The sequence below is a fragment of the Terriglobales bacterium genome (assembly GCA_035764005.1).
Classification (GTDB): domain Bacteria; phylum Acidobacteriota; class Terriglobia; order Terriglobales; family Acidobacteriaceae; genus Gp1-AA112.
Genome location: DASTZZ010000065.1, coordinates 82,381 through 108,010, shown reverse-complemented (window position 1 = coordinate 108,010; position 25,630 = coordinate 82,381). Strand labels below are relative to the sequence as shown.

Here is a 25,630-nt window from a genome sequence, read left to right as displayed (position 1 = left end):
CCAAACCAGGCGAGATCCACCGCCATCGAGAAAGTCTTGACAACGCAGGGACAGACGGTCTAAAACGTTTCAGCTTTTTTAAGTAAACGATTACTTAAGAAAGAAATTCGATTCCTCGGGCCCAAGCAGTAAAGCAGTTATCCGACCGCAATCCTTAGGAGCAAGGAGGGAAGATGATGGGTCGTTTCACCGATAAGACTCACAACGCGGTATCCCGTTTCACAACTAAACTGCCAAGCTGGAAGCATTTCGCAACGTGGTGTGCGTGTATGACGATGGTGGCCATACTCGCCGGCACTGCGCGAGCGCAGGACAACGCTTCAATCACCGGAACCGTAACCGATCCGTCGGGAGCAGCGGTGGTGAATGCAAGCATCACCATCACCAATGTCGCCACCGGCCAGGTACGAAATACAGTTTCGAACTCCAGCGGCGATTTTCTCTTCGCCAACGTCGGCGCAGGTCAGTACACGATGGCAGCAACCGCGCCGGGATTCCAGAAGTTCTCTCGGGCCGGAATCGTGATTCACGTGGCCCAGACGCTGGAAGAGAACGTTGGCTTTAAGGTCGGCAACACGCAGGAGACGGTCAACGTAGAAGCCGACGCTCTGCAGGTGCAATCGGAGACGAATGAAGTAAGCAGTCTCATCACTGGCCAGCAGGTGACGCAGTTAGCGACGAACGGACGCAACGTTACGGCCCTTGCAGCTCTCGGAATGGGCAAATCGAACAACCTTCCCACTTATGCAGGTCCCAATGCGCTCACGAGCGCGAATGGAATCAGCTTCAACGGAACGCGCAACACCCACAATGTCTATCTGCTTGATGGTGGCGAGCTGAACGATCGCGGCTGCGGTGGCTGCTTCAGTTCCCTACCCTCGATCGATGCGCTCTCCGAATTCCAGACACTCGACAGCAACTACAGTCCTGACTATGGCATCGGCTCTGGCGGACAGATCACGATGGTGATTAAGTCTGGAACGAAGAACTACCATGGTTCCATTTGGGAATTCAACCGAAACGAAGCCTATCAGGCGAATAACTACTTCCTGAATCAGGCAGGCAAAGCGCGTCCGAAATTCCGCCTGAACATCCCCGGCGGCAACTTCGGCGGACACATTGGAAACAACACATTTTTCTTTGTGAATGAGGAGTGGCGTCGGCAGATTCAGGGGAGCACGCCGAGTGTCGCAACCGCGATTCCTGCAGTAAATTTCCCGACATTAGGCCAGCCGTTCACTTATACCGTTCCAGCAGGTAAGACCACCCCAATAGTTCCTCAAACCAGCGATCCTGCCAAGCTGGCGCTCTACGCAGCTGACGGCCTGACGCCAGGACAGCCTTTTCCGAACAATACGATTCCGGCAAATCTGATCGATCAGAACGCGGTACGCGAGATGAATGCCGGTACCTTCCCCAAAGCGAACTTCGGCACGAATCAATACATATCGTCGATTCCGCAGGTGACCAACGTGCGCGAAGACGTGGTCCGGCTCGACCACAACATCGGCAGTAAGTTCCAGGCGATGGGCCATTACTTGCACGATGCAGTCAATCAGACCATTTATCCGCCGCTGTGGGGAAACAGCACCTACCCAACGGTAGGCTCGGCGATGCTCAATCCTTCGTGGTCATCCACTCTGAAGTTGACGCAAACGTACTCACCGAGCCTGCTCAACGAAACCAGCTTCCTCTGGAGTGGCAATACCATCAATCTGGATCCCATAGCCGGTCCGGGTGGCTCGTTTGTACAGCCGAGCGGTTGGTCCCAAACTACGTTTTTCCCGGCAGCCAATAATTTCGGCAGCCGCATGCCAGAGGTTGGGCTGGGAGCTCCGTACAACATTCGCTGGAGCTCCAGTTACTACCCATGGAAAAATTCCTATTTTGGCTATGAGCCGCGGGACGACGTCTCGTGGACTCGCGGCAAACACTCCTTCAAGTTTGGCTTCAGCTGGCTCCATGCGGTGAAGAATCAGGAGCTACAAGCCAATACGCAGGGAACAGCTAATTTCGGCAACGGGTCGTTTTCTAAAGATTCGTACATCAATTTCCTGCTGGGAGATGCCGATAGCTTCACCCAACTGCAATATCTCGCCGGCAAGCATTGGGTCAACAATAATTACGGCTTCTATGGCAACGACAACTGGCGCGTAACCCAACGACTAACCCTAAATCTAGGTTTGCGCTACGACGGTTTGCCGCATGCGTTCGAGCGCTATAACCAGTTCTCGAACTTCGTGCCGTCGCTGTACGACCGCAGCCAGCCGAATCCGATGAATCCCGACGGTACCCTGAATCCCGCAACACTGACCAGCTTCAACGGACAGAACTTCTATCTAAACGGGATTCGTGAAGCCGGCGTGAATGGCTTCCCACGCGGCAACGTGCAGGACAGCTTCTACACCTTCGAACCCAGATTAGGATTCGCTTACAACGTGGGTGGAGACGGCAAAACAGTCATTCGCAGCGGCGTTGGGATCTTCTACGAGCGCGTTCAGGGCAACGACGTATATAACGCTGCGTTGAACCCACCGTTCGCGTACCAGCCATCAGCGACGAACGTTTACTTCTCGAACCCGAACACGAGTGCGTTAACCGGACTTACCACATCCCAAACCTTCCCGTCGACAATGACAGTCTTGGGATACAACTATCGACCGCCGGGGACGGCAATGTTTAGCTTAGGCGTCCAACGGCAAGTGGCAACGTCTGTAGTAGCACAAGTGCAATACGTGGGTTCGCGAGGTTGGGACCAGAGCGACGATCGTGCAATCAATACGCTCCCGTGGAATGACTTTGCCGACCGTGCTCTTGTGGTCGCCGGACAGAAAAACGCAAATCTGGCTCGAATCTTCCCTGGCTACTCCAGCATCACGGTCGAGGAGAACGAGAGTAACTTTGCGTACAACTCGTTCCAAGCCGGCGTGCGCATGGAGAACCGTCATGGACTGACGGTACAACTGGCGTATACCTGGTCGCATGAAATCGATGAAGTCAGCAACGATCTCAACGCGGTTTCGAACCCATTTGACTTGTCCTATGATCGCGGCTCGGGAGCTCTCGATCGGCGTCATATCTTCAACGCTAACTACGTCTACGCGATTCCCTTCTTCAACAAGAGCGACAACAAATTCCTGCAGAAGACGCTTGGAGGATGGGAATTCTCCGGAGTTACAGTGGCACAGTCGGGCACCCCGATCAACATCCGCTACACCGGGGCCGATGTTCTCGGCTTAGGGGGCGGCGTAACCAATCGTGAAAACGTGATCGGCCCAATCGGGCTGCCGCACACAGTAAACGCCTGGTTTACGAAGAGCTCATTTGGGGACCCAGCCCCTCTCACTTTCGGCAACGCTCGCAAAGACGCGGTTGTTGGACCCGGGCTGTTCAACTTTAACCTCGCGCTGTTCAAGAACATCATCCTCACCTCGCGTGAGGAAGGTCCGAGATTGCAACTGCGCTTCGAGTCGTTCAATACCTTTAACCATACGGAGTTCAACGGTATTGATACCGGCTCTGCCGACGGGAACTTCGGAAAGGTGACTTCTACCTACGATCCTCGCGTTCTGCAGCTTGGCGCGAAGTTCAGCTTCTGATTTTCGACACGCACGCACACTTGGGCGCGACGGAAGTTCCGTCGCGCCTTTTTTGCAACCAAATACCCCCGGGAGAATACATGAGCCATTTTGGGAAATTCATATTAGCGGTCGCAACGACGTGCATCGGGATCCTCGTTTCCACCTCAATCGCGCAAGACACTTCCAACCTGCCGTACATGAATCCGAAGCTTTCCCCCGAAGAGCGGGCGACGGATCTGGTCCACCGCATGACTCTGGCGGAGAAAGCTTCTGAGATGCAGAACAACTCCGCAGCAGTGCCACGGCTCAAGATTCCTGCCTACCAATGGTGGAGCGAAGCTCTGCACGGCGTGATCAACGAGGGAGTGACTGAATATCCCGAACCGATCGGGCTTGCGGCCACGTTCGACGCGCCGGGCATTCACACCATGGCGGCCCAGATTGGCATTGAGGGGCGCATTAAGCATGTCCAGAATCAGCGTGAAGGGCATACCGGCATTATGGGAGGCCTGGATTTCTGGTCGCCCAACCTCAACATCTTCCGTGACCCACGCTGGGGTCGTGGGCAGGAGACCTACGGAGAAGATCCGTTTCTGACCGGCCGCATGGGTGTTGCTTACGTCACCGGATTGCAGGGCGACAACCCGAAGTACTATCTCGCGATCGCGACACCAAAGCATTTCGCAGTGCACAGCGGGCCTGAGCCTACGCGTCACTTTGCCGACGTCGACGTAAGCAAGCACGATGAGGTCGACACTTACGAGCCCGCCTTCCGCGCTGCGGTCGTCGAAGGAAAGGCAGGGTCGGTGATGTGCGCTTACAACGCAATCAACGGCCAGCCGGCCTGTGCCAACCAGTACCTGCTTCAGAACCAGCTACGTGGGAAGTGGGGCTTCCAGGGATACGTGGTCTCGGACTGCGATGCCGTGAGAGATGTCGCAGCCAATCATCGCTATCGCCCGACGCAGGCGCAGGGCGCGGCCATCTCCGTCATCCGCGGCATGGATAACGAGTGCGTGACCTTTACTTCCCGTTTTGGAGAGCCCGTGGACAAGGCCTATATCGATGCCGTCCAGCAAGGGTATCTACCCGAGAGCGACTTAGACACCGCACTCATTCGCCTCTTCACCGCGCGCATCAAGCTCGGCATGTTCGATCCGCCGGAGATGGTGCCCTACACGAAGATCGATGAGAAGGAGCTCGACAGCGCCGAACATCGCGCACAAGCACTCAAGCTCGCGAATGAATCCATGGTCCTGCTGAAGAACGACGGCCTTCTGCCGCTGAAACCGGGAATCAAGAAGATTGCCGTTGTTGGGCCGCTTGCTGACCAGACCAGACCGCTTCTCGGAAACTATGCGGGACAGCCAACGCATATCGTCTCCATCATGGATGGCCTAAAGGCTGAGTTCCCAAATGCGTCTATAACTTTCGTTCCCGGAACGCAGTTCCTGAGGACCGATGGAAGTCCAGTTCCAGATGCTCTGCTCAGCACTCCGGATGGCAAGCGAGGGCTTGAGGCCGAGTACACCGAAGGCATCCGCCGCGGACCGGCTGAAGGAGCGAAGCCCACGCCGCTCGTCACCCGCACCGAACCCAACGTGAAGCTAACCGAGACCAACCTGCCGCCGGAAGTCGCAAGCAAGAAGACCTTCGGAGTGCAATGGACGGGATTCCTCACACCCACGGAATCGGGAGACTTCCTCCTTGGCATCCGCTGCCAGGGATTCGGAAGGCTTACCGTCGATGGCAAACCAGTAGCAAGCGCGTTCGGCGGTGGTACTCGCGGACTCTCGGCGGGCGTAGGCCGCGTCCACCTTGAGAAGGGCCGCAAGGTCGCGCTGGAGATTTCGTACGGAACCAGGAACAGCGCACCGCGTGCGGAACTGATCTGGACGAAGGCGAACAATGCGCCTTCGGCGGAAGCGATCGCTGCCGCGAAGAACGCAGATGTCGTGATCGCTGTCGTGGGAATTACCAGCCAGCTTGAGGGCGAAGAGATGCCGGTCAGCGAGCCCGGATTCCTCGGCGGAGACCGCACCAGCATTGACATGCCCCAACCGGAAGAAGACCTGGTGGAAGCGGTCGCAGGAACCGGCAAGCCGGTTGCCGTCGTTCTCATGAACGGCAGCGCTCTCGCCGTCAACTGGATCAGCGAACATGCCAATGCTGTTCTTGACGCATGGTATCCGGGCGAAGAAGGTGGCACGGCAGTCGCTGAAACTCTAAGCGGGAAGAACAATCCAGCCGGCCGGCTGCCCGTTACCTTCTACAAGGGAGTCGATCAGTTGCCAAATTTTGAAGACTATGGGATGGCGAACCGGACCTACCGTTACTTCACTGGTAAGCCACTCTATCCATTTGGTTACGGCCTTAGTTATACGAAGTTCAGCTACAGCAATCTCAAAGTGCCGACGCAGAGTACTCCCGCGGGTCAGCCTGTAGGCGCCGACGTAACAGTGACTAACGCGGGCAAAGTCGCAGGCGATGAGGTTGTGCAACTCTATCTCAAGTTTCCAGCGGTGAAGGGCGCGCCCCGCGTGGCCCTGCGTGGATTCGAGCGCATTCATCTCGATCCTGGGGCAAGCCGACAGGTTCATTTCGATCTCAGGCCACGCGATCTGGGCATGGTCACCGAAGAGGGAGATCCGATTATCCCTCAAGGCGACTACACCATCAGCATCGGCGGCGGCCAGCCCGATACCGGAGCCCCAGGCGTAAGCGGCCAGTTCCAGATCGATGGACAATACGCGTTGCCGGAATAGAGCTGAAGAGAGATTAAGTACAAGTAATTAGGAGAGGGACAATGAAGCAGATTGGGATCACATTAATAGTTTTGTTCGCCATCTTTTGCTGTGCTCAGGAACCCGGCGATTTTCACTCGGCTTCAACCAACGTGTGGGGAGCGGAATATCCCAAAGTTGATAGTGCAGGAAGAGTGCAAATTCGCGTTAAAGCCCCTGATGCAACGAAGGTCCGGCTCAACTTTTGGAGTGGACCAAAAGTCGATATGCAAAAAGAGTCAGACGGATTCTGGACGTTCACTACTGAACCTCTCGTTCCCGGTTTGCACTATTACACAGTGAACATCGATGGAGCTGATGTCAGCGACACGAACAGTGAGGCATTTTTTGGTGGAGGTAAATATGCAAGCGCCGTTGAGGTCCCTGAGCCTGGGAGCACGTATTACTCACCAGAAGACGTGCCCCACGGCCAGGTGCGCGAAGTCTGGTACAACTCCAAAGTCACAGGAACGTGGCGACACGCGCTAGTCTATCTGCCGCCGAATTACGACACGCAAACCAAAATGCGTTATCCGGTGCTCTATCTCCAGCATGGTGGAGGCGAAGACGAGACAGGCTGGATTCGACAAGGCCGTGCGAACTTCATTCTCGATAATCTGATCGCGGCGAAGAGTTGCAAACCGATGATCGTGGTGATGGCATATGGCTATGCGCGACGCGCCGGACAAGCTCCGCCCGATCTGACAGGAAAGCCCTTCGGATCGCCCGAGATGATGAAAGCCATGCGTGACATGTCTGCCGCATTCGAAGACGATCTTACGCAAGCTCTGATTCCCTTCGTCGATTCCACGTTCCGCACCATTGCGGATCGCGATCACCGTGCCATGGCCGGTCTTTCCATGGGAGGCATGCAGACATTCCAAACTACTTTCGATCATCTCGATCTCTTTTCTTACATCGGGGGATTCAGTGGCGCAGGCGGAATGCTGATGATGGGAAACAGGAAACTAGATCCCAAAACCGACTACAACGGAGTACTCGCCGATCCTGCTGCGTTTGCGAAGAAAGTACATCTTCTTTGGGTTGGAGTGGGTACCAAAGAGCCTGAGAGGATGCGTGCAGGACTGTTGCGGCTGCATTCGTCTCTTGAAGAAGCAAACATTCAGCACGTCTTCTACGAATCACCGGGCACAGATCACGAATGGCAGACGTGGCGTCGCGATCTCAAGGATTTTGCTCCAAGGCTCTTTCAAGACAAAACAGCTGCTAAGCAGGAAGTAGCTCGACGCTGATATACAAAGAATCGTGCTTGGCATTGCACCTGCTCTGTCGAACAGCCGACAATTGCATATGCTCTGCTTCATAGCTTTCATTGTGCGATTGACGCTCTGCAGCGCAATGGCCGTAGTCACGGTCATCGGGTTGCCTGCACATGCGCAAGATCATACAGCGGCCGAGCAAAGGCAAACTGCCATCGCTCTCGAACAGGCCGGCAGAAATGCTGAAGCCGAAAACGCTTGGCGCGCCCTGCTGAAATTGCAGCCAACTAGCGCCGAGGCCTACGCTCATCTCGGCTTTCTCGAATCGCAGCAGCAGCGCTATGCGCAGGCGATCCCACTCTATCGGAAAGCCCTGGCTCTGGCTCCGCATATGCCTGCACTGCGCATGAACTACGGACTCGCGCTATTCAAGGCCGGCGAGCTTAAAGATGCCCTCGCTACCTTTGAAAGCTTGCTGAAGGAGCAACCTCCTTCGTCGCCGGAAGTGCAGCGATTGAAGACCCTGATCGGCATGTCCCACTATGGGCTGAAGCAATACGCAGCCGCCGTTCCCTATTTGAAACAAGCGACGGAAACCGAGCCACAGAATTTGCCCTTTCGTCTGCTGCTTGCGCATAGTTGTCTGTGGTCGAAGCAGTATCAATGCGTGCTCGATGTGTATCGAGAGATCCTGAACCTGAACGCCGAATCCGCCGAGGCTGACATGCTTGCGGGCGAAGCGCTGGACGAGATGCAGGACCACTCCGGCGCCATCGAGCAATTTCGTAATGCAGTCAAAGCGAATCCGAAAGAGCCCAACGTTCACTTTGGACTTGGCTATCTCTTGTGGACTCAAGGCCAGTATGACGGAGCAGCACGCGAGTTCCAGGCGGAACTCGACAATGTGCCCAGGAATGCACAGGCCATGGCGTTCCTCGCCGACTCACAAATAAAGCTGAACCATCCGGAGATTGCACGACCATTGCTGCAAAACGCGATCCATCTCAGTCCACAGATGCAGCTGGCACACCTCGATCTCGGAATTGTCGAAGCCGACATGGGACACAATGCGGCCGCGGTGCGCGAACTCAAGCTGGCAGTAAAGCTGAGTCCGAACGATGTAAGAGCTCATTACCGTCTCGCGCGTCTTTATCAGAGCATAGGAAGAAAACAGGAGGCGACTGCGGAGTTCGAGAAAACCAAGACGCTGACAAAAGCAGCCGATGAGTCTGTTTTCAGCCAATTGAAAAAGAATAGCCGGCCTGGAGGTGAGGGCCCGATAAAGGCGGACCGTTCAACGAATAAGTAACTGCTGCGCCAATACTGATCAGTGGGCCTCCTTCAATCCAGACATTCTGGCATTGCAGGATGCGCGCCTCCAGGGTGAACGTTCTCGAACAAGCGGGGACATTTCTATTTTGGTAAACAAGGGGACATTTCTAAATTGGTATGACAATCTGCTGGCGCGCCTCTGTCCAAATCGCCGCCAATGTCTTACACTTCCCCGTTCACTTATGCGGCCAATTCTTTGCTCTGTACTCCTGCTCGCATCTGCATTCGCCCAACAATCTGCTAAGCAAACTGTTCAGGAAAAACTGGGCTATCCTGCCTCGGCTCGTCTGCTCATTATTCATGCCGATGATTTCGGCATGGCGCACTCGGTCAATCGCGCGATCACGCAGGCACTTGAAAACGGATGGGTGACTTCCTCGAGCATCCTGGTTCCGTGCCCGTGGCTTCCCGAGGTGGCACGCTGGGCGCAGGCGCATCCGCAGGCCGATTTGGGAATTCACATGGCCCTAAACAGTGAATGGACCGATTTCCGCTGGGGGCCGGTGAGCCCGCGCGACAAAGTTCCCAGCCTGCTCGATCAGCAAGGCTATCTGCCGCTGCTCGAAACGCAGGTAGCACAACAGGACAAGCCCTCGGAAGTTGAGATCGAGCTGCACGCGCAAATCGATCGAGCGCGCAGCCTGGGCATTCCGCTTAGCCATCTCGACACGCACATGGGCGCGTTGCTCACCACTGCCGACTTGATTCGCGTCTACCGCAAGATCGCGGAGGACTACAAGCTGCCGATCCCGCTGAAGCGCACGCGGAATGTCGATGAGAGCACGCTGCGTCCATCCGAAAGCCTGGTCGATGAAGTTCTGCAGATCTCTCCCAGCGTCGCTCCACATCAATGGTTGAAAACCTACGAGAACATGCTGCAGCCGTTAGGGCCTGGCGTCTATGAGTTGATTGTTCACCTCGGCTTCGACGACGACGAGATGCGCGGCGCCACATGGAATCATCCGAACTGGGGAGCGGCATGGCGGCAGCACGATTTCGACATGGTAAGGAGCCCAGAGTTCCGCCATTTCCTCAAAGATCAGCGTTTCGTTCTCGTGGGCTGGAAGGATCTGGTTCGCACACTGAAGTAAAAAAACACCGGGGTTAACACGAAGTCAAAACCAAGTTCACGAAGACGAAATCTTATTCCGTGACCTTGTTGTTGCCTTCGTGACCTTCGTGTCAACCCCCCGGCCACTTAATCAGGAGGAAAAACTTGTATTCCTGTAAATCCTTAATAACCTGCATCCTCATCTTCTCGTTTCTTGAATACGGTACAGCTCAACAAACCGCAACATCCACGACCAATGCGCCGAAGGCATACATCGGCTACACCACCGACTCTTCCCGCACCGAGCAACAATGGGAGCAGAAGTTTCGCGCCATTCCCGATCCCAACATCCTGCGCGAAAACATGCGCCGACTGAGCGCGTATCCGCATAACGTCGGCTCGGCGTACGACAAAGAGAATGCCGACTGGATGCTATCGCAGTTTAAATCCTGGGGCTTTGATGCCCAGATTGAAACCTTTTACGTGCTCTTCCCTACGCCTAAGGAGCGAGTCGTCGAGCTGGTCGCGCCGACGAAGTTTCGCGCCAAGCTGCAGGAGCCGCCGGTCCCCGGCGATCCCACTTCGGGACAAACCCAGCAACAACTGCCGACTTACAATGCCTACTCCGCCGATGGCGACGTGACTGGGCCGCTCGTCTATGTGAACTACGGAATGCGCGATGACTACGACCAGCTCGATCGCATGGGCATCTCCGTAAAAGGCGCAATCGTGATCGCCCGTTACGGGGCCGGATGGCGCGGCATCAAGCCCAAAGTCGCATATGAGCATGGCGCCAAGGGCTGCATCATCTACTCCGATCCCTCCGACGACGGCTATGTGCCCGGCGACGTATTCCCAAAAGGGGCCTATCGTCCCAAAGACGGCGTGCAGCGCGGCAGTGTGGAAGATACCGACTACCCCGGCGATCCGCTCACCCCTGGTGTTGGCGCAACCAAAGACGCCAAGCGGCTGTCTATCAGCGAGAGCAAGGTCATCGAAAAGATTCCGGTGATTCCGATCTCCTATGCAGATGCGCAACCGTTGCTCGAAGCGATGGGCGGGGAAGTGGTTCCCGATAAGTGGGCCGGAGGACTTCCGATCACCTATCACATGGGCCCCGGCCCTGCGCAGGTACATCTGGTGATGAAGTCGAATTGGGACATCAAGCCGGTCTACGACGTGATCGCGCGCATTCCCGGCTCGACGTATCCCGACGAGTGGGTAATCCGCGGCAACCATCATGACGCTTGGGTGAACGGCGCCGACGATCCCATTTCAGGAGCATCTGCGGTGCTCGAAGAAGGCCGCGCTCTTGGCGAACTGCTGAAGCAAGGTTGGAAGCCGAAGCGCACCATCATCTATTGCCTGTGGGACGGCGAAGAGCCCGGCCTGCTCGGCTCAACCGAGTGGGTGGAGACTCACATCAAGGAACTGCAGCAGCACGCGGTGATGTACGTGAATTCTGACGGCAGTGGCCGCGGCTTCTGGCGCGCCTCGGGCGATCATCGCCTGGAGCGCTTCATCAACGATGTGGGCCACGACATACAAGATCCGGAGAAGCCGAACCTTTCTGTCTGGCAGCGGGCGCGTTTGCAGCGTATTTCTCGCGCAACCGCCGAGAGCGACCGCGGAGATCTGCGTAGCTCGAGTGAGCTGCGCATCAGCGCGCTTGGCGATGGCTCAGACTACGCGCCGTTCCTCGATCACGCCGGCATAGCGGCGCTCAACATCGGATTTGGCGGCGAAGGCGGAGGCGGCGTCTATCACTCTATCTACGACGATTTCTACTGGTACACGCACTTCTCTGATACCAAGTTCGTGTATGGCCGAGCGCTAGCACAGCTCGGCGGCTCAGCCGTGATGCGCATGGCCGATGCCGAACTGATTCCTCTCAGCTTCGGCGATGCCGCCGATACCGTGGCTCGATATGTGAAAGAGGTTGAGACGCTGCTCAAGACCGAGCAGGACAAGCAGGCGGAAGTCAATCGCGAGCTTGACGAAGGCGCCTACGACGCGGTGTCGGATCCGGAGCATCCGACCGTAGCTCCGAAACGGGAAGACGTTCCGCCCTTCATTAATTTCGCACCGCTAGAAAACGGCAGCGCGGCAATGAAGCGCAGCTCCGACCATTTCGAGACAGCGTTGACCAAAGCCCAGGAAAAAGGCGGCGCGGCGTACGCGAACAGCAGCATTCAGCAACTCAACCAGAAGCTGATCGAAGCTGAGCGCGGTTTCCTCGACGAAAACGGCTTGCCCGAGCGCCCGTGGTTCAAGAACCAGATCTACGCGCCCGGCGCCTACACCGGCTACGGCGTAAAGACGCTGCCCGCAGTCCGCGAATCCATCGAGCAGAAGAAATGGCAGGAGGCCGATCAAGGCTCGCAGACCATCGGCCGCGTGCTGGAGCACGAGGCGCAAATGATCGAGGACGCGGCGAAGCAGTTGGAGGGCATGGAGCAGGGGAAGTAAGTTGGGTTAAGTGAAGATCACTATTTGGATATTGTCATCCCTCGGGCCGCCGACATGCGCGCATCATTTCGAAGAGTTGGTGTGCGGCCCGGGGGATCTGCTTTTCCTGACGAAGTGAAAGACAGCAGATCCCCCGCGCAGCAAAGCAAATTCTCTCAGCGTAAGCTTCGTCGCGGCTGCGCGAGGGATGACAGTGTTTGGGAATGGAGGCAGTGTCTATGAGGCGCGATATTTATAAGACGAAGCGATGTTTATCGAGTAGAGGTGCTGGACTGAAGCGCCTTCCGCAACTGTCCCAAACTGGCACGCACGCTCTCCGTCGTACCACCAACGCCGATGCGAACGCGCTGCGGATCCTCGAAAAACTCGCCGGGCACAACGCTCAACTCGTACTCTGAACGCAAGCGCTCCACGAATTTGCCAGCATTTCCTCTGACTCGCGGAAAGACAATCGTGCCATGTTCCGGCCAGAAGTATTCGAGCACAGATTGGGATTCGAGAACTTCGCGCAGGAGCTTGCGATTGTCATCCAATCGCTTCTTCTGTTTGGCCGCGATTTGATGGAGCTTGTGGAACGCAATCACTCCCATTAACTCTGCAGGATGAACGTTCGTTCCCATGTGCAGGTCCTCAAAGTGACGGATGCGCTGCACGATCTCTGGCGAAGCGAGCACCCAACCGCAGCGGATGCCGCTCAGCCCGTAGGCTTTCGTCAGGCTGTTGGTGCTGAGAAAAACTTCAGGATCAATATGGAACGCGCTGCGCGGATGCTTTTCCCACAGCATCTCCAGATAAACTTCGTCGACGATCACCCGCGCGCCAACTCTCTTCGCGATCTCGCCGATCTCGCGCAATGTCGATTCTGACGTGAGCGCGCCAGTGGGATTATGCAGATTGCAGAGCACAATCAATTTAGTGCGTGATGAGATCTGCCGGCGCAAATCATCGACATCGATCCGATAGTCCAACGAGGCCGGACGCTGAAAGCGCTTGATGTCCAAGCCGAGATAGCGCGAGGTGTCGAGCAGCAAAGCATAGGTAGGCTGCTCTACCAGAATCTCATCGCCAGGGTCCGTGCAGGCAGCGAGCGCGAAGTAATTCGCCATCGACGTTCCCAAAGCGGTAATCACGCTCTCCTTCGGCACGCGATAGCGCTCAGCGATCGCGTGATCCAGAGGCGCGTAGCCATATCCGGCCGGAGGATTGATTTCGAGTTGATCGATGGTTATCCCAAGCTCGGCCATGGTGAAGCTGGCCATGCCGCTGGTAGCGAGGTTGTACTTCGCTGCCGAACGCAGCTTCGCGAACTCCATGTAGCTCGAACGCGCTTGCGTGCGAACGGGAATCACTTCGAGAGATTGATGTGTCGCCATAAAAAGAACAGCGGAATTCCGGAGACCAGAATTGCCACTCCTATGAGTGTATTCGAGGGATAACGCGCAACTGTATTGACGACGACCAGCGCGCAGACGATGCAGAAGATTGCCGTACTCCAGGGATGACCGGGCATAAGAAAATCAGCTTCGCCGACTCGGCGACGGCGAAAGACGAACAAACATCCGGCAGAAAGCCCGAAGAACACCCAGTCCATCGAAACGACGTAGTTCAGAATCTGCTCGTAGCGGCCGGTCAGCATAATGACCATCGTCCAGACGGTCTGCAGCACGATGGCGAGGACTGGCACCCGCGTCGTTGGATGAACGCGAGCCACGCTGCGGAAGAAGGCTCCGTCTTCAGCCATCGCGAAATAGACCCGCGGAGCGGTAAGGATTCCCTGACTTAGGAATCCCAAAGTGGAGATGGCGATGCCGCACGCGATGATGGTGCTGCCGACGTTGCCCAGCGCAGCTCCCATCACTGCAGAAGCAGGAGTGCGCGTGAGCGCCAACTGCGCAGGACCGAGCGCACGCAGACAAACCAGACTCACGCTCGTGTACAGCGCGATAACTCCGATCACGCCGAGCAGAAGTCCGCGAGGAAGGTCGCGGCGCGGGTCGCGCAGTTCGCCGGCGACGAAGGGTGTCGTCTGCCATCCGCCATAAGCGAAGAGCACGGGAACCATTGCGGCTCCGAATTCGGAGAACAGGCTTAGCGATGCCGGCTTGTCTGAAATGGGAACCCAGTGGAGCTGCGCTGACCGCACAAACATGAATCCGCAGCCGACGAGAAAGGCGATGGCAGCGATTTTCATCACCATCAGCGCGCTCTGCACTGTGCTGCCGGTCTTCACGCCAAGGCAATTCAGAACTGTGAGGATTCCAAGCGCAACAACTCCGATTCCGGCCTCGGACAGGCGCCATCCGGTTAGTTCCAGAAAGTAGCGCGCGAACGTGACCGTCACCGCCGCCATGCCACCGGTCTGGATAACCAGCAGCAGCGTCCATCCGTAGAGGAATCCGAACAGCGGATGGTAAGCTTCGCGCAGATAGGCGTACTGGCCGCCGACCTGCGGGAGACGCTGTCCCAATTCGGCATAGATGAAGGCGCCGGCAAGCGCAATCACGCCGCCTACGACCCACGCACCGAGAATCAACGTTGGCGTGTGAACCTGCTGGGCAACAACGTACGGATTGATAAAGATGCCCGAGCCGACGATGCCGCCCATTACCAGCATGGTCGCGTCGAACAGTCCAAGTCGCCGCGCGAGCGAAGTGTTGTCATTCCGAACCGGCTGCAGTTGCCGGTGAGGAATCCCTATCCCTACCATTGCCCTGAAGGTCCTCCAATGAACTCCCGAGTCACACCACGGCCAGATTGCAAGCAAGCTGACTCGTACATCTGGTTCCGGTAAGCGGATGGAAATCTATAGGGATTCCTCACCGGCAAAGACAGCCGGTTCGGAATGACAACAAAAACCCTCCGTGGTGAAAAGCATGGTCATACGCGCTCGGGCTCGGTCGGTGAAATCTGGATTCTTACTTCTTTGATTCCCAGAATGGGATGCTTCGCTCTAAGCGTCACGCTTCCCGGCTCCTGCTTGGCGCGAATCCAGACGGCACCGCCTCCTCCGACCAAGCTGAACGGATTCTCGCCGATGATCTCGGCCGGGCCATCAAGGCTTAGCTCGATCGAAGCGGTCGAATAGCGGCGCAGATTTCCGAACTCATCGGCCACGCGCATGATCACGCGCGTGCAGTCGGCGCCGTCGGCAATAAGCGTCGTGTCATCGGGCTTGACCACGAACTCCTGATCGACTCCGCTGTGCGAGAACTGCTTCTCCACAACTTTCCGGCCGCCAATGTAGCCCTCAATGCGCAACGGACCTTTATCGGTGTGGCGATATGCATGATTCAGCTTCACCGTGAAGGGCGGATGCGGGAGATTGCCGAAGGTCGTGCGATCTGGATCGGCTTCCGCGGTAAGACGATCGCCGCTGTAGAACTTGAGGTGATCGCAGTTGGAGCACACGATAGCCGCCTCCGTCGCTTGACTGTAATCATCCACCGCCGACCATTGAAAGGCGGGTTCGAGAATGATTTCTTCCGACGGATCGCACTGCGAAGCGTAGAAGTACGCCGCAGGCTTGGGCAGACGGAAAATGTCGCTCACGCCGTGATAGCAGATGCGATCGCCCGAACCGAACTCCTCGTGAGTGTCATAGTCAAAGGCGCACCAGCCGAGTCCGCCGGCGTACTGCGGATTGGTCGCAAGCTGGTTGTGCACGCGCGCGTGCCGGCGGATGTGCTCGGCCAGGCGCTCGCCGGTGTCATACATCTTGGTCGGATAAGTGTGGCCGACGAATTCCGTATTGAGATAGCGCGGATGATTCGGCGGACGCAGCGGGAATCCGAAGTCGTTCATAGTGAAGACATCTTCGAGAAATTCCGAGTCGTACAGGTAGCGCACGCCTCCGGTCTGCCGCGTGGAATCGAGCGAATGCGCGAGCGCGTTGGTCTTGGTGTAGAAGTCGTGTGAGTCCTGCGACTCGTTGATGCGCACGCCCCACAGAATGATCGAAGGATGGTTCCAATCGCGGCGAATCATTCGGCCAACGTTGTCGATCGAAATCTCCTGCCACTGCAGGTCACCGATATGCTGCCATCCGGGTATTTCCTCGAACACCAAGAGTCCAAGCTCGTCGCAGGCATCGAGAAAATACGGCGATTGCGGATAATGCGAAGTGCGCACGATATTGCACTTCAATTCCCGTTTCAGGATGTAAGCATCGCGGCGCTGCGGACGCGCTCCCATCGCTTGTCCAACAAATGGGAAGGTCTGATGCCGATCGAGTCCACGCAGCTTGATGATTTCCCCATTCAGCTCGAACCCATGATCGGTGAACTGCGCCTGGCGGAAGCCGATGCGGCGGCTGTCTTCATCGAGTACCGAGTCGCGCTGCTTCAGGCGAACAACGACCGTGTAGAGATTGGGATTGTTCAAATCCCATTTCCGAACTGAACCCAGATTGCTGAGCGTGACGTCGTATGCAACCGGCTCCTGCGTAGCGGCTCCGCCCGGGATGTTCTTGGTCGCATGCGCAACCACGCGATCGCCGTCGCGCAGCTCAGCTTCCAGCGTAAGCGAGCCCTTATCCGGCGCGAGGCGCGCGACAAAGCAGGAAACGTCCACGGAAGGATGGTCGGTCAGCACATCGCGTGGTTTGGCGAAGATGTTCTCAAGATAGGTAGGCTGCACGAGGCGCAGACGCACATCGCGATAGATTCCGCCAAAGGTCAGGTAATCGATCAGACCGCCGAAGGGAGGGATGTCGGGACGCTCAGTGGAGTCGAGTTCCACGGCGAGGAGATTATCGCCCTCCCAGTTGATATGCGGCGTGAGATCAAACGAGAACGGCGTGTAACCGCCCTTGTATTCGCCCAGACGCTGGCCGTTGATCCACACGGTTGAGGCGGTCATCGCGCCATCGAAGTCGACGAACACATGCCGCCCGCGCGCTTCCGGCGGCAGACGGAATTTGCGGCGATAGATGGAAACGAACTCGTATGACTTCTCGTCGAAGTCATGCCACGGCAGCATTTTGTTCGTGTGCGGGACGGTGACCTGCTCGAACTTCGAATCGTCGAAGTCGGGGGCGGTGTCGTTCTGTGCGCGCTGCGGACTGAAGCGCCAGTTGCGGTTGATCGAGAAGACCGTCCGGCCTGTCGCGCTCGCGGGAGTGCCGAAACTTTCAGGCAAAAGTGAAAACCCGGCAAGCGCGACGGAGCCCGCCTTAACGAAATCTCTTCGGTTCATGATGCCTTTCCCAGTGAGATTGTGAGCGGGCCAGTGTTTCAAAACGAAGAGCGGATTGCAACAGAACCGTCTCCGCTAGGCGATGGGCCGGAGCTGGCCGAATGGCCAGCTCCGGGCGTAGCGACACCTGTAAACTGCGCAGCCAAGCGCAGCCACAAAACACGCGGCTGCCCCATTCGGCTAACCGCCGACGGTTCTGTTGCGCCCTTCACTTGCATGTATCGAAACGAAGCCCTACATTAGTTCGCATGACCGACGTTCGACCGCACAACGAAACTCCCGGCAATCCCTTCGAGTTTGGCATCACGCTGCTCATCTGCGTGGCCATCTCCGCCACCATTGCTCTCCTCATTTGCGGCGTCGCTTTCCTGTACTGGAAATAGATTCCCAGAATGGCCGCTCCGCTCGTCCACTGGCCGCAAGGCACGACTGTCAACGTAGAGATTTTCTGGCGCTGGCTGCACATCGTGAGCGCGATCCTGTGGATCGGCTTCCTTTATTTCTTCAATCTGGTCAGCACGCAATTTGCGGCAGCGCTTGATCCGCAGATACGCCCGCGCATTTTGCCGCGACTGATGTGGCGCGCGCTCAACTGGTTTCGCTGGAGTTCGCTGGTCGCAGTCCTCTCCGGCTTCGCCTACTTCGGGCAAATCGCCGGAGCGGAAGCCAAAAACGGAAATGGAAACGCCGGAGCATTCTTCCTGAGCTGGCTGGTGATCTGGGTCGTGGTCTGGATCATCTTCTATGCGCTGCTGCGATCCGGAAACAAGCCACTGCTGTTCATCGCAACCGCAATCGTGATGATCGTCGCCTCGTGGTTGTTCCTCCGCCTGAACGCACATGGCTGGGAGAGCAATCGTTCACTCTCGATTGGTATCGGTGGCGGCATGGGACTTTTTCTGCTGCTGAATGTATGGGGGATCGTGTGGCGCGCGAATAAGAAAATCCTGCGCTGGATGGAATCAGAAGGCGCAAGCACCACATCGATGCCGGCCAATCTCATGGCAGTCGCGCGTCAATCTGCGCTGACCTCCCGCTTCAGTTTCTACCTCACCTTCTTCATTATCTTCTTCATGGGTGCAGCCAGCCACTTTCCCCTATTCGGGGTATAACACTGAAAGCGCCAAGCAGCCCGCGCAGCTTCATCCGTTAATGTGTCGGATGGCCTTAGTAGAAAAGATATTTGCGCCACTTCTGGTCAGAGCGGCCGATCATGCGCATGATGTGACGGCTGGTGTGCAGGCTGAAGGCGCGGGGCTCGCGCATCAATCGCATGTTGATCTCGCCTAGCAGGTGGTTGCCTTTGCGATGATTGCATGGATGGCAGCACGCCACGAGGTTTTCCCAGGTTGACACACCGCCGCGCGAGCGTGGAATCACGTGATCGAGGGTGAGCTCGGCGGACGAGAGCACGACGCCGCAGTACTGGCAGGTATTGCGGTCACGCAGAAGAATGTTCTTCCGCGAGAGCGCTCGCGTCTGATGCGGAATGCGGCGGTACTCGAGTAGACGAATCACCGATGGCAGCCGCATCGCCAGCCGCGCTGAATGCAGAAAGTGTCCGTTCTCTTCTTCGGTAATCGCTACACCCTTCAGAACGAGGACCAGAGCACGGCGCGCGGCGCAAATGTTGATCGGCTCATACGAGGCATTCAGGACGAGAACCGGCGACTGCATCGGCAGGCGTCCATTGTCGCTGGGCACAACGTGAGTCGCCAGCGCAGCAGGGGAGCCGGGATGCACTGGCTGCGCATGATGGCCGGCGTGACGATGCGACAGTGGATTGTGTCTCGACATGACCCTCGTTATCCAGCAAGCGCCTGTGCGGCGGCCTGCTCCTCCTGTGCTTGCCAAGATGCAGCGTATGCTGCCCCGCTGCCCATCTTCATCTCGACCTGCGACCGATAAACCCTGGCGACCGTTGCGACCACTACCTTGCGCGCTCCTGCTTTGCGCAGCACGCGAGCGCATTCGTTGAGCGTCGTGCCTGTGGTATAGACATCGTCGATCAGCACCACCGTACGATCGCGAAGCTGATCAGGCTTGGCGACCATGAAAGCGCCGCGCACGTTCTCGCGGCGCTGATGGCGGGTTAGCCCAGTCTGGGAAACCGTCGGGCGGACCCGCTGCAAAATTCCGCCGCGAACTGTGAAGCGATCCCGATGCAGATAATCCGCTGCGCTGTGCGCGATCAATTCCGACTGGTTAAACCCGCGTAACCGCTGCTTGATTCGATGCAGCGGCACTGGAATCAGGAGCACCGGATCAGCGCCCGCAAACGACCGTTCTGCGATTGCCTGCGCCAGCTTCGCGCCGAGAATGTTTGCTGCCGGCCTGAGTTGCTCATACTTGAGCAGATGAATGAGCTTGCGCAGCGCGCCGTCATATCCGCCGAACGACAAGGCAAAATCAAACTCCGGATGCGCGCGCCGACACAGCGGACATATGGGCTCCGCTTCAGGTGACGCCACATCGAGAGCCTCTCCGCAAATAAAACAGCCGTTAACGTGTGCGCGCTTAAGAGAATCGATACAGGAATCACAAACTGGGATTCGCGCAAGTCGAACGAGAGGCTGCTCGCAGACGCGGCAATTCGAAGGAAGAAGGACAACAGCGAGGCTATCGAGCGCGGAACGTATTGCGCGCAGCAAGGCGCGGGTCGCTCTCACTGGAAGTGGGCGTCGCGGATTGTCGAGTCGGACCTCAGTCGCGGTCCGCACCAGGTCACCCGTACTGCTGAAGACGACCCTCCAGGTCTCCGGTGACATCCGTCAGAGGCGGATGCTTCCGGCCTCGTGAATACAGCCCATCAGAGATGATCGGCTGAGTACAAAATCAGTATAACCGCAGTTGCAAGTGGGCATGTACTAGTGGTGCCTCGACAGAACCGCCGGGGCACGCGGTGGGCCGGAGAGGCCGGATACCCAGCTCCGGTTCCCACGATGCTGCCGATCTCATTATGGAGCGCAAACGCAATAGATTGCCGGCTGCGCCATTCAGCTTGTGGACACAATCTGAACGGCGCGTTCGGTTCACGCGATTAAGACATCAATGCAGTGAACCCGGTGCTCACCAGAACAACGATTGCATACCACCCCATCATGATTGCGATTCCGGTGGAGATCTTCTTCTTGCCGGCGACGGCGAACCCAACACCAACGAGGACATATGCCCAAATGGTGAACAGATCGACATAGCTCAACAGGTTATAGAGCCATGCGGGAGTATCAGAGAACGACATGTAGTAAGCGGGATTGGAGCCCACAAAGTTGTCGAAATTGAAACTTTCGGCGTTCATGCCCGCGAACACCGTTATCGTGCCGAGTATGCTCTTCTTGAATACGATTACCAGCCCTGAGTAACACAAGATGGCCAATGCCTCCGAATATTTCAGCTCTGTGCCGAGTCCAAAATTGAATGTCGCCAGCAGCACTCCCGCAATGATCAGGTCGAAAATCAGAAAAAAGAGCGGCGTTCCGTAAGCAGCGACCTTTGTGAACGTCTCAGCGCGACCCATCGCGACTGCTTGCTGGTCGGGAGGCAGCGACTGGATTCTTTCGTACTGCTTGGGCCGCATCCTGAGTGTGTTATCGGTCGCTTGGCTCCATCCAACCTTCGTCGAAACGGCGAATACAAGCAGGTAAGAGAGGGCGCAGCCGATCAAGAAAGGAGACCACCAACGCGACGTGCGACGAATATCCGCAAACGTTTGTATTGGAGAAAAAAACACGTTGATCAACCGCTTTGGTTCGGAGAGGGCTCCTTGCTGAGCCGGTACTGGGGAGACAGGGGAAAGCGACGCGGAACTCATGGTCCTCCTTGGACAGCTCCGGCATGAAAGGCCAGAGATGAAAAGCCTGATTTTTCGGCTGTAGCGGGACAGTTATACCGCAGTTTGGGATTGAATCGGAAGAAAAGTTCCTGAGAAGAAAGAGCTACAACAACGACCGTCTGCGCTCGTCTTTCTGTTCTTCGGCGAACTCCGAGAGCCAGCGCGCCTGCATGATGATGATGAGAATGAGCACGACATCCAGATAAATCTGCAGCGCACCGATCACTGCTGCCTTCTGCCACTTCGGATCATTCTCAAAGCTCGACGGTAGATCGCGGATAAAATCGCGGTGATAGCCAACGAGGGCGAGGGTGAGCCAGCACTGTACGCACGCAGCTAAAGCGGCGACTGCTTTTTGGTCCCACACATAAATCGAACCGAGCGCGACCACCAGCGCCGCGACTGATCCGGCGAACAATGGCGCCAAGCCGGTTAGATCGCGGCCAGACCAGGTTCCAAAAAGGCACAGCAGCCCAAAGATCGCCGCAATGCTGAGGTATCCCGGGGCAAACGAGCATCCGTAGGCAGTTCGAAATGCCAAGCCAAACAGAATGCCCTGCAAGGCTGCGTAGCCGATGAGCGTCGCCGTAGCCACGCTGATGGGCAGGTTGCCCACTTTGCGCGAAGCTACGAGAGCGACCGCCAGCATGCCTCCAATCAGGGCGATCAAAGCCTGGCCGCTTACCGACAGTGCGACACTATCCGTCAGCCGATCCGAATAGCTGGCGAAGAATGCGGAAATCAGAAATGCCGCTGCAATGCGTGCGAAGACATGAACCACAAAACCGTCGATGTCGCGTTCGACGTGCACGAGATCATCGGAAGCAGGGTCAATCACGACGCTTACTGGGCGCGTGACTTCAGGACCGTCATAGATGGTCTCGCGAGTTAGAGTCGGATCGCTCACTCGGCGGAGCGTAGCCCGGGGACCCTGGATTGGGCAAGATTACCGACGGGAGCGATAAACGAAACCGACGGCCATCTGGAGCAGACAGCCGCCTTCTTCGCGGCTTGCGCGCTGACAAATTGAGCACCCCATGGTCATAGCGGAGCTGGAACCGGCCATCGCCGATATGGGCTTCCGACCTGGTTCCGTAGCTGCTTGCGAGTAGCACGAAAACTGACATAGGAGTAGAGTTAGAGCGTCCAAGCTCTATGCAGTTGCCTGCCGACAGAAAACCTGCTTCGAGAGCGCTCCCGCCTGGGTTTGGTGTTTTACCGGCTCCTGATGAATTTGCAAGCCGAGATCTTCGAAAGGACCTCTGACCTTGAACATCTACGTTGGTAATCTGCCCTTCAGCGCTACCGAAGACGATCTAAGACAGGCGTTTGGAAAATATGGAACTGTAGGCGAAGTGAACTTAATCCGCGATCAGTTCAGCGGACGTTTGCGGGGATTTGGTTTCGTTGAAATGGCCGACGGTACGCAAGCCAATGCAGCAATCGCCGCGCTCAACGGAACCGATCTCGGAGGTCGCTCTCTAACCGTGAATGAAGCGCGTCCCCGCACGGAGCGTGGAGATTCACGCGGCGGCGGTGGTCGTTCATTCGGCGGTGGGCGTCCTGGCGGCGGTGGCGGACGCGGAGGCAATCGCGGCGGCGATCGCGATCGTGACCGCGGCGGCCGCGGACCGCGCTGGTAGGTCTTGTTTTTTCTGTCATTCCGAACGCAGGCTCACGCGTGTCGTTCGCGTGAGCCTGCGTGAGGAATCTCTACGAACTTATACGAACCAGAGGGGCACTTTGAAAGTCCGTAGGGATTCCTCACGCCAAAAGCAGGCGTTCGGAATGACAAGACAAGAGCAAACCTAATGCATCATCACTCTGCCACCCTTCTTCTTCGGCGGACGGAGTAGAAGTATCAGCGGCAGCATCAGCAAGAAGATAAGCCCGAGCAGCCAGAAGACATCGTTGAAGCTCATGATCGCCGCCTGCTGACGAATGATGTTTTCGAGCATTCCGCTGGCCATGCGGTGTGCCGTTGCCGGATCGACTCCCGCCTGAGATGTGAACGCTCCTGTCATCCCACTTACCAGCCCTTGCGCCTGAAGATTGCTGGGCGTCACGTGCGAGGTTAGATTGTTCACGTGCATCTGCGAATGCCGAGTCTGAATGGTTGTGACCATCGAGATTCCAATGCTGGCGCCGATGTTGCGCATGAGATTGAACAAGCTCGTCGCATTACCCATGCGCTCGACCGGGATTGGATCGTTGGTGATCGTCGTGAGCGGAATGAAGATGCATCCCATTCCGATACCCTGCCAGATGAGCGCCCAGAAAAAGTTCCAGTAGCCCACATTCATATTCAGGTGTGAGAGTCGGAACATGGCAAAGCTTCCCAGCAGAATTCCGCACACGAGCAGATAACGCGGCTTCACCTTCGCCATCAGCGCTCCAATCACAGGCATGGCGATGAATGATCCGAGACCGCGCGGCAGCATCGCGATTCCCGCCTGCAGCGCGGGATATCCCAGCAGCGTCTGCAGCAGAAGAGGAATCAGCACAGTGCTGCCGTAAAGAACGAATCCCAAAACGGTCATCAGAAATACGCCGGTTGCGTACGTGCGAATCTTGAACACCGACAGATCGACAATCGGATGTTCGGTCGTAAGCTCACGGATGATGAATGCCACAAGTCCGATGCTGGCCAGCAGGCATAGAGTAAGGATGAAGTGGGAGCCGAACCAGTCTTCCTCCTGGCCTTTGTCCAGCACGATTTGCAGGCAGGCGATGCCGAGCGCGAGGTATCCCATGCCCCAGAAATCGATCTTGCTTGTGGTCCGCTTGATGTACGGAGGATCGAAAACGAAGATCGTGGTGAGAAAGACAGCAATGATGCCGATGGGAACATTGATGTAGAAGACCCACCGCCAGCTATAGCTGTCGGTCAGCCATCCACCGAGCACCGGCCCGAGCATTGGCGCCACCACGATACCGAGTCCCCAGAAACCCATCGCTTTGCCGCGGTCCTGCGGGGGAAAGACCTCCATCAGGATCGCTTGCGAGAGCGGCTGCAATCCGCCGCCGCATGCGCCCTGTATGCAGCGAAAAATGATGAGCAGCGGCAGTGTAGGCGCGAGTCCGCAAAGGAAAGATGAAGCTGTGAATCCCACAACGGAAAACAGCAGCAGACGCTTGCGCCCGAAGAAGTTCGCAAGCCATCCCGTCATGGGAAGAATGATCGCGTTGGCCACCAGGTAGGAAGTCAGCGCCCAGGTGGCCTCGTCCGGCGTTGCCGAAAGACTTCCCGCGATATGCGGCAACGAGACATTGACGACTGTCGTGTCCAGCACCTCCATGAAGGTGCTGGTCATCACCGCGATCGCCACCAGCCACGGATTTACTTCGTTCCACGCGCTAGCCGAGCTGCGGCCAAAAGTTTGAGTGGCAGTCGCCATTTTCGACGAAAGTTATGAGATGCGCTGAGTGTATGAATGGACGCGAATAGAACGGGAGAGAAGGAGTATCGTTATGCGACTTGCAATGTGGAAAGCGCAAATCCCGCTCAGGAATAAAGATTTACGTACTGTCATCCCTCGCGCCGCCGCGATTTGTTCAAGTGGTTCGAGACTCTGTCTTTTGCGGCGCGGGGATCTGCTGTATGGGTCGCGCGTGTCAAAGCAGCAGGCCCCGCGCCGCAAAAGACTTTAGATGGTCCGTCGGTTCTTCGCGGCGGCGCGAGGGATGACAGTGCATTTAACAAGTACGCTGTTCGCAGGACCGCGAAAGCAGAGCGATAGCGATTAGCTTTTCGGCTTTAACTCGAGCGACGCGGAGTTCATGCAATACCGCAGTCCTGTCGGACGCGGACCATCAGGAAACACGTGCCCAAGATGAGCGTCGCAGCGGCTGCAAAGCACTTCAACGCGGCGCATGCCGTATTCGTTGTCTTCTTTGGTCGCGACGCTGTCTTGCTGAATTGGCTGGTAGAAACTGGGCCAGCCGCTTCCGGATTCGTACTTCGCGTCGGAACTGAACAACTCCTGGCCGCAGCAGACGCAAGTGTAAGTTCCAGCCCGCTTCTCCGCGTTGTACTTTCCCGTAAATGGCGGCTCGGTTCCGCGCTGGCGCGCCACGCGGAATTGTTCCTCGGTCAATTGCGAGCGCCACTCGGCATCGCTCTTGCGAATCTTTTCAGACATGTGAATCAGTACCGTCCGTCAGTACCG

At 56.9% G+C, this 25,630-nt stretch carries 18 protein-coding genes; 9 read left to right on the top strand and 9 right to left on the bottom strand.

Translation table 11 applies throughout. From position 1 onward, the window contains the following. Positions 1 to 173 precede the first annotated feature (173 nt). The 6 genes from VFU50_10205 to VFU50_10180 all read left to right on the top strand — a co-directional run bounded on the left by VFU50_10205 (position 174) and on the right by VFU50_10180 (position 12,436). On the top strand, positions 174 to 3,599 hold the full coding sequence (locus VFU50_10205; protein HEU5233223.1) for a TonB-dependent receptor: 3,426 nt from the start codon (positions 174 to 176) through the stop codon (positions 3,597 to 3,599). Between the two features lie 80 nt (positions 3,600 to 3,679). Next, complete coding sequence (locus VFU50_10200; protein HEU5233222.1) at positions 3,680 to 6,346, top strand: glycoside hydrolase family 3 C-terminal domain-containing protein; 2,667 nt, start codon at positions 3,680 to 3,682, stop codon at positions 6,344 to 6,346. A gap of 41 nt (positions 6,347 to 6,387) precedes the next feature. Further along, positions 6,388 to 7,617, top strand: coding sequence for an alpha/beta hydrolase-fold protein (locus VFU50_10195; GenBank protein HEU5233221.1), 1,230 nt, complete (start codon positions 6,388 to 6,390; stop codon positions 7,615 to 7,617). A gap of 82 nt (positions 7,618 to 7,699) precedes the next feature. Further along, positions 7,700 to 8,893 carry a tetratricopeptide repeat protein gene (locus VFU50_10190; GenBank protein ID HEU5233220.1) on the top strand — a complete coding sequence of 398 codons (1,194 nt, stop codon included), beginning with the start codon at positions 7,700 to 7,702 and terminating at the stop codon, positions 8,891 to 8,893. Positions 8,894 to 9,098: 205 nt separating this feature from the next. Further along, on the top strand, positions 9,099 to 10,007 hold the full coding sequence (locus VFU50_10185) for a polysaccharide deacetylase family protein (protein ID HEU5233219.1): 909 nt from the start codon (positions 9,099 to 9,101) through the stop codon (positions 10,005 to 10,007). Positions 10,008 to 10,132: 125 nt separating this feature from the next. Beyond that, complete coding sequence (locus VFU50_10180) at positions 10,133 to 12,436, top strand: transferrin receptor-like dimerization domain-containing protein (protein ID HEU5233218.1); 2,304 nt, start codon at positions 10,133 to 10,135, stop codon at positions 12,434 to 12,436. 251 nt (positions 12,437 to 12,687) lie between these two features. On the opposite strand, the gene VFU50_10175 is transcribed toward VFU50_10180, so the two are convergent. From VFU50_10175 to VFU50_10165, 3 genes are all read right to left on the bottom strand, one after another. Further along, positions 12,688 to 13,809, bottom strand: a complete 1,122-nt coding sequence (locus tag VFU50_10175) for a pyridoxal phosphate-dependent aminotransferase (protein HEU5233217.1) — start codon at positions 13,807 to 13,809, stop codon at positions 12,688 to 12,690. Next, positions 13,782 to 15,143, bottom strand: coding sequence for an amino acid permease (locus tag VFU50_10170; protein HEU5233216.1), 1,362 nt, complete (start codon positions 15,141 to 15,143; stop codon positions 13,782 to 13,784). The genes VFU50_10175 and VFU50_10170 overlap by 28 nt, the downstream gene beginning before the upstream one ends. 170 nt (positions 15,144 to 15,313) lie before the next feature. Continuing rightward, complete coding sequence (locus tag VFU50_10165; GenBank protein ID HEU5233215.1) at positions 15,314 to 17,629, bottom strand: glycoside hydrolase family 2 TIM barrel-domain containing protein; 2,316 nt, start codon at positions 17,627 to 17,629, stop codon at positions 15,314 to 15,316. A gap of 248 nt (positions 17,630 to 17,877) precedes the next feature. Here VFU50_10165 and VFU50_10160 point away from each other — a divergent pair, with 248 nt between their 5' ends. Beyond that, a complete protein-coding gene (locus VFU50_10160; protein ID HEU5233214.1) occupies positions 17,878 to 18,012 on the top strand; it encodes a hypothetical protein in 135 nt (44 codons plus the stop codon). Between the two features lie 9 nt (positions 18,013 to 18,021). Beyond that, entirely contained in the window at positions 18,022 to 18,741 is a 720-nt protein-coding gene (locus VFU50_10155; protein HEU5233213.1) for a urate hydroxylase PuuD, read from the top strand. Between the two features lie 55 nt (positions 18,742 to 18,796). On the opposite strand, the gene VFU50_10150 is transcribed toward VFU50_10155, so the two are convergent. From VFU50_10150 to VFU50_10135, 4 genes are all read right to left on the bottom strand, one after another. Then, positions 18,797 to 19,426 (bottom strand): HNH endonuclease, encoded by a 630-nt coding sequence (locus VFU50_10150; GenBank protein HEU5233212.1) that lies wholly within the window; start codon positions 19,424 to 19,426, stop codon positions 18,797 to 18,799. Positions 19,427 to 19,434: 8 nt separating this feature from the next. Then, positions 19,435 to 20,100, bottom strand: coding sequence for a ComF family protein (locus VFU50_10145; GenBank protein HEU5233211.1), 666 nt, complete (start codon positions 20,098 to 20,100; stop codon positions 19,435 to 19,437). 569 nt (positions 20,101 to 20,669) lie between these two features. Next, positions 20,670 to 21,440 (bottom strand): YIP1 family protein, encoded by a 771-nt coding sequence (locus tag VFU50_10140; GenBank protein ID HEU5233210.1) that lies wholly within the window; start codon positions 21,438 to 21,440, stop codon positions 20,670 to 20,672. A gap of 124 nt (positions 21,441 to 21,564) precedes the next feature. Then, the gene (locus VFU50_10135; protein ID HEU5233209.1) at positions 21,565 to 22,368 is read right to left on the bottom strand and encodes a Bax inhibitor-1 family protein; all 804 of its coding nucleotides are present in this window, start codon (positions 22,366 to 22,368) and stop codon (positions 21,565 to 21,567) included. A 361-nt stretch (positions 22,369 to 22,729) separates the two neighbouring features. On the opposite strand from VFU50_10135, the gene VFU50_10130 reads away from it, so the two are divergent. Further along, positions 22,730 to 23,104 (top strand): RNA-binding protein, encoded by a 375-nt coding sequence (locus VFU50_10130; GenBank protein ID HEU5233208.1) that lies wholly within the window; start codon positions 22,730 to 22,732, stop codon positions 23,102 to 23,104. Positions 23,105 to 23,269: 165 nt separating this feature from the next. On the opposite strand, the gene VFU50_10125 is transcribed toward VFU50_10130, so the two are convergent. Both VFU50_10125 and msrB read right to left on the bottom strand, forming a co-directional pair. After that, entirely contained in the window at positions 23,270 to 24,859 is a 1,590-nt protein-coding gene (locus VFU50_10125; protein HEU5233207.1) for a DHA2 family efflux MFS transporter permease subunit, read from the bottom strand. Positions 24,860 to 25,204: 345 nt separating this feature from the next. Beyond that, positions 25,205 to 25,603, bottom strand: a complete 399-nt coding sequence (gene msrB, locus VFU50_10120) for a peptide-methionine (R)-S-oxide reductase MsrB (protein ID HEU5233206.1) — start codon at positions 25,601 to 25,603, stop codon at positions 25,205 to 25,207. Between the last annotated feature and the right edge of the window lie 27 nt (positions 25,604 to 25,630).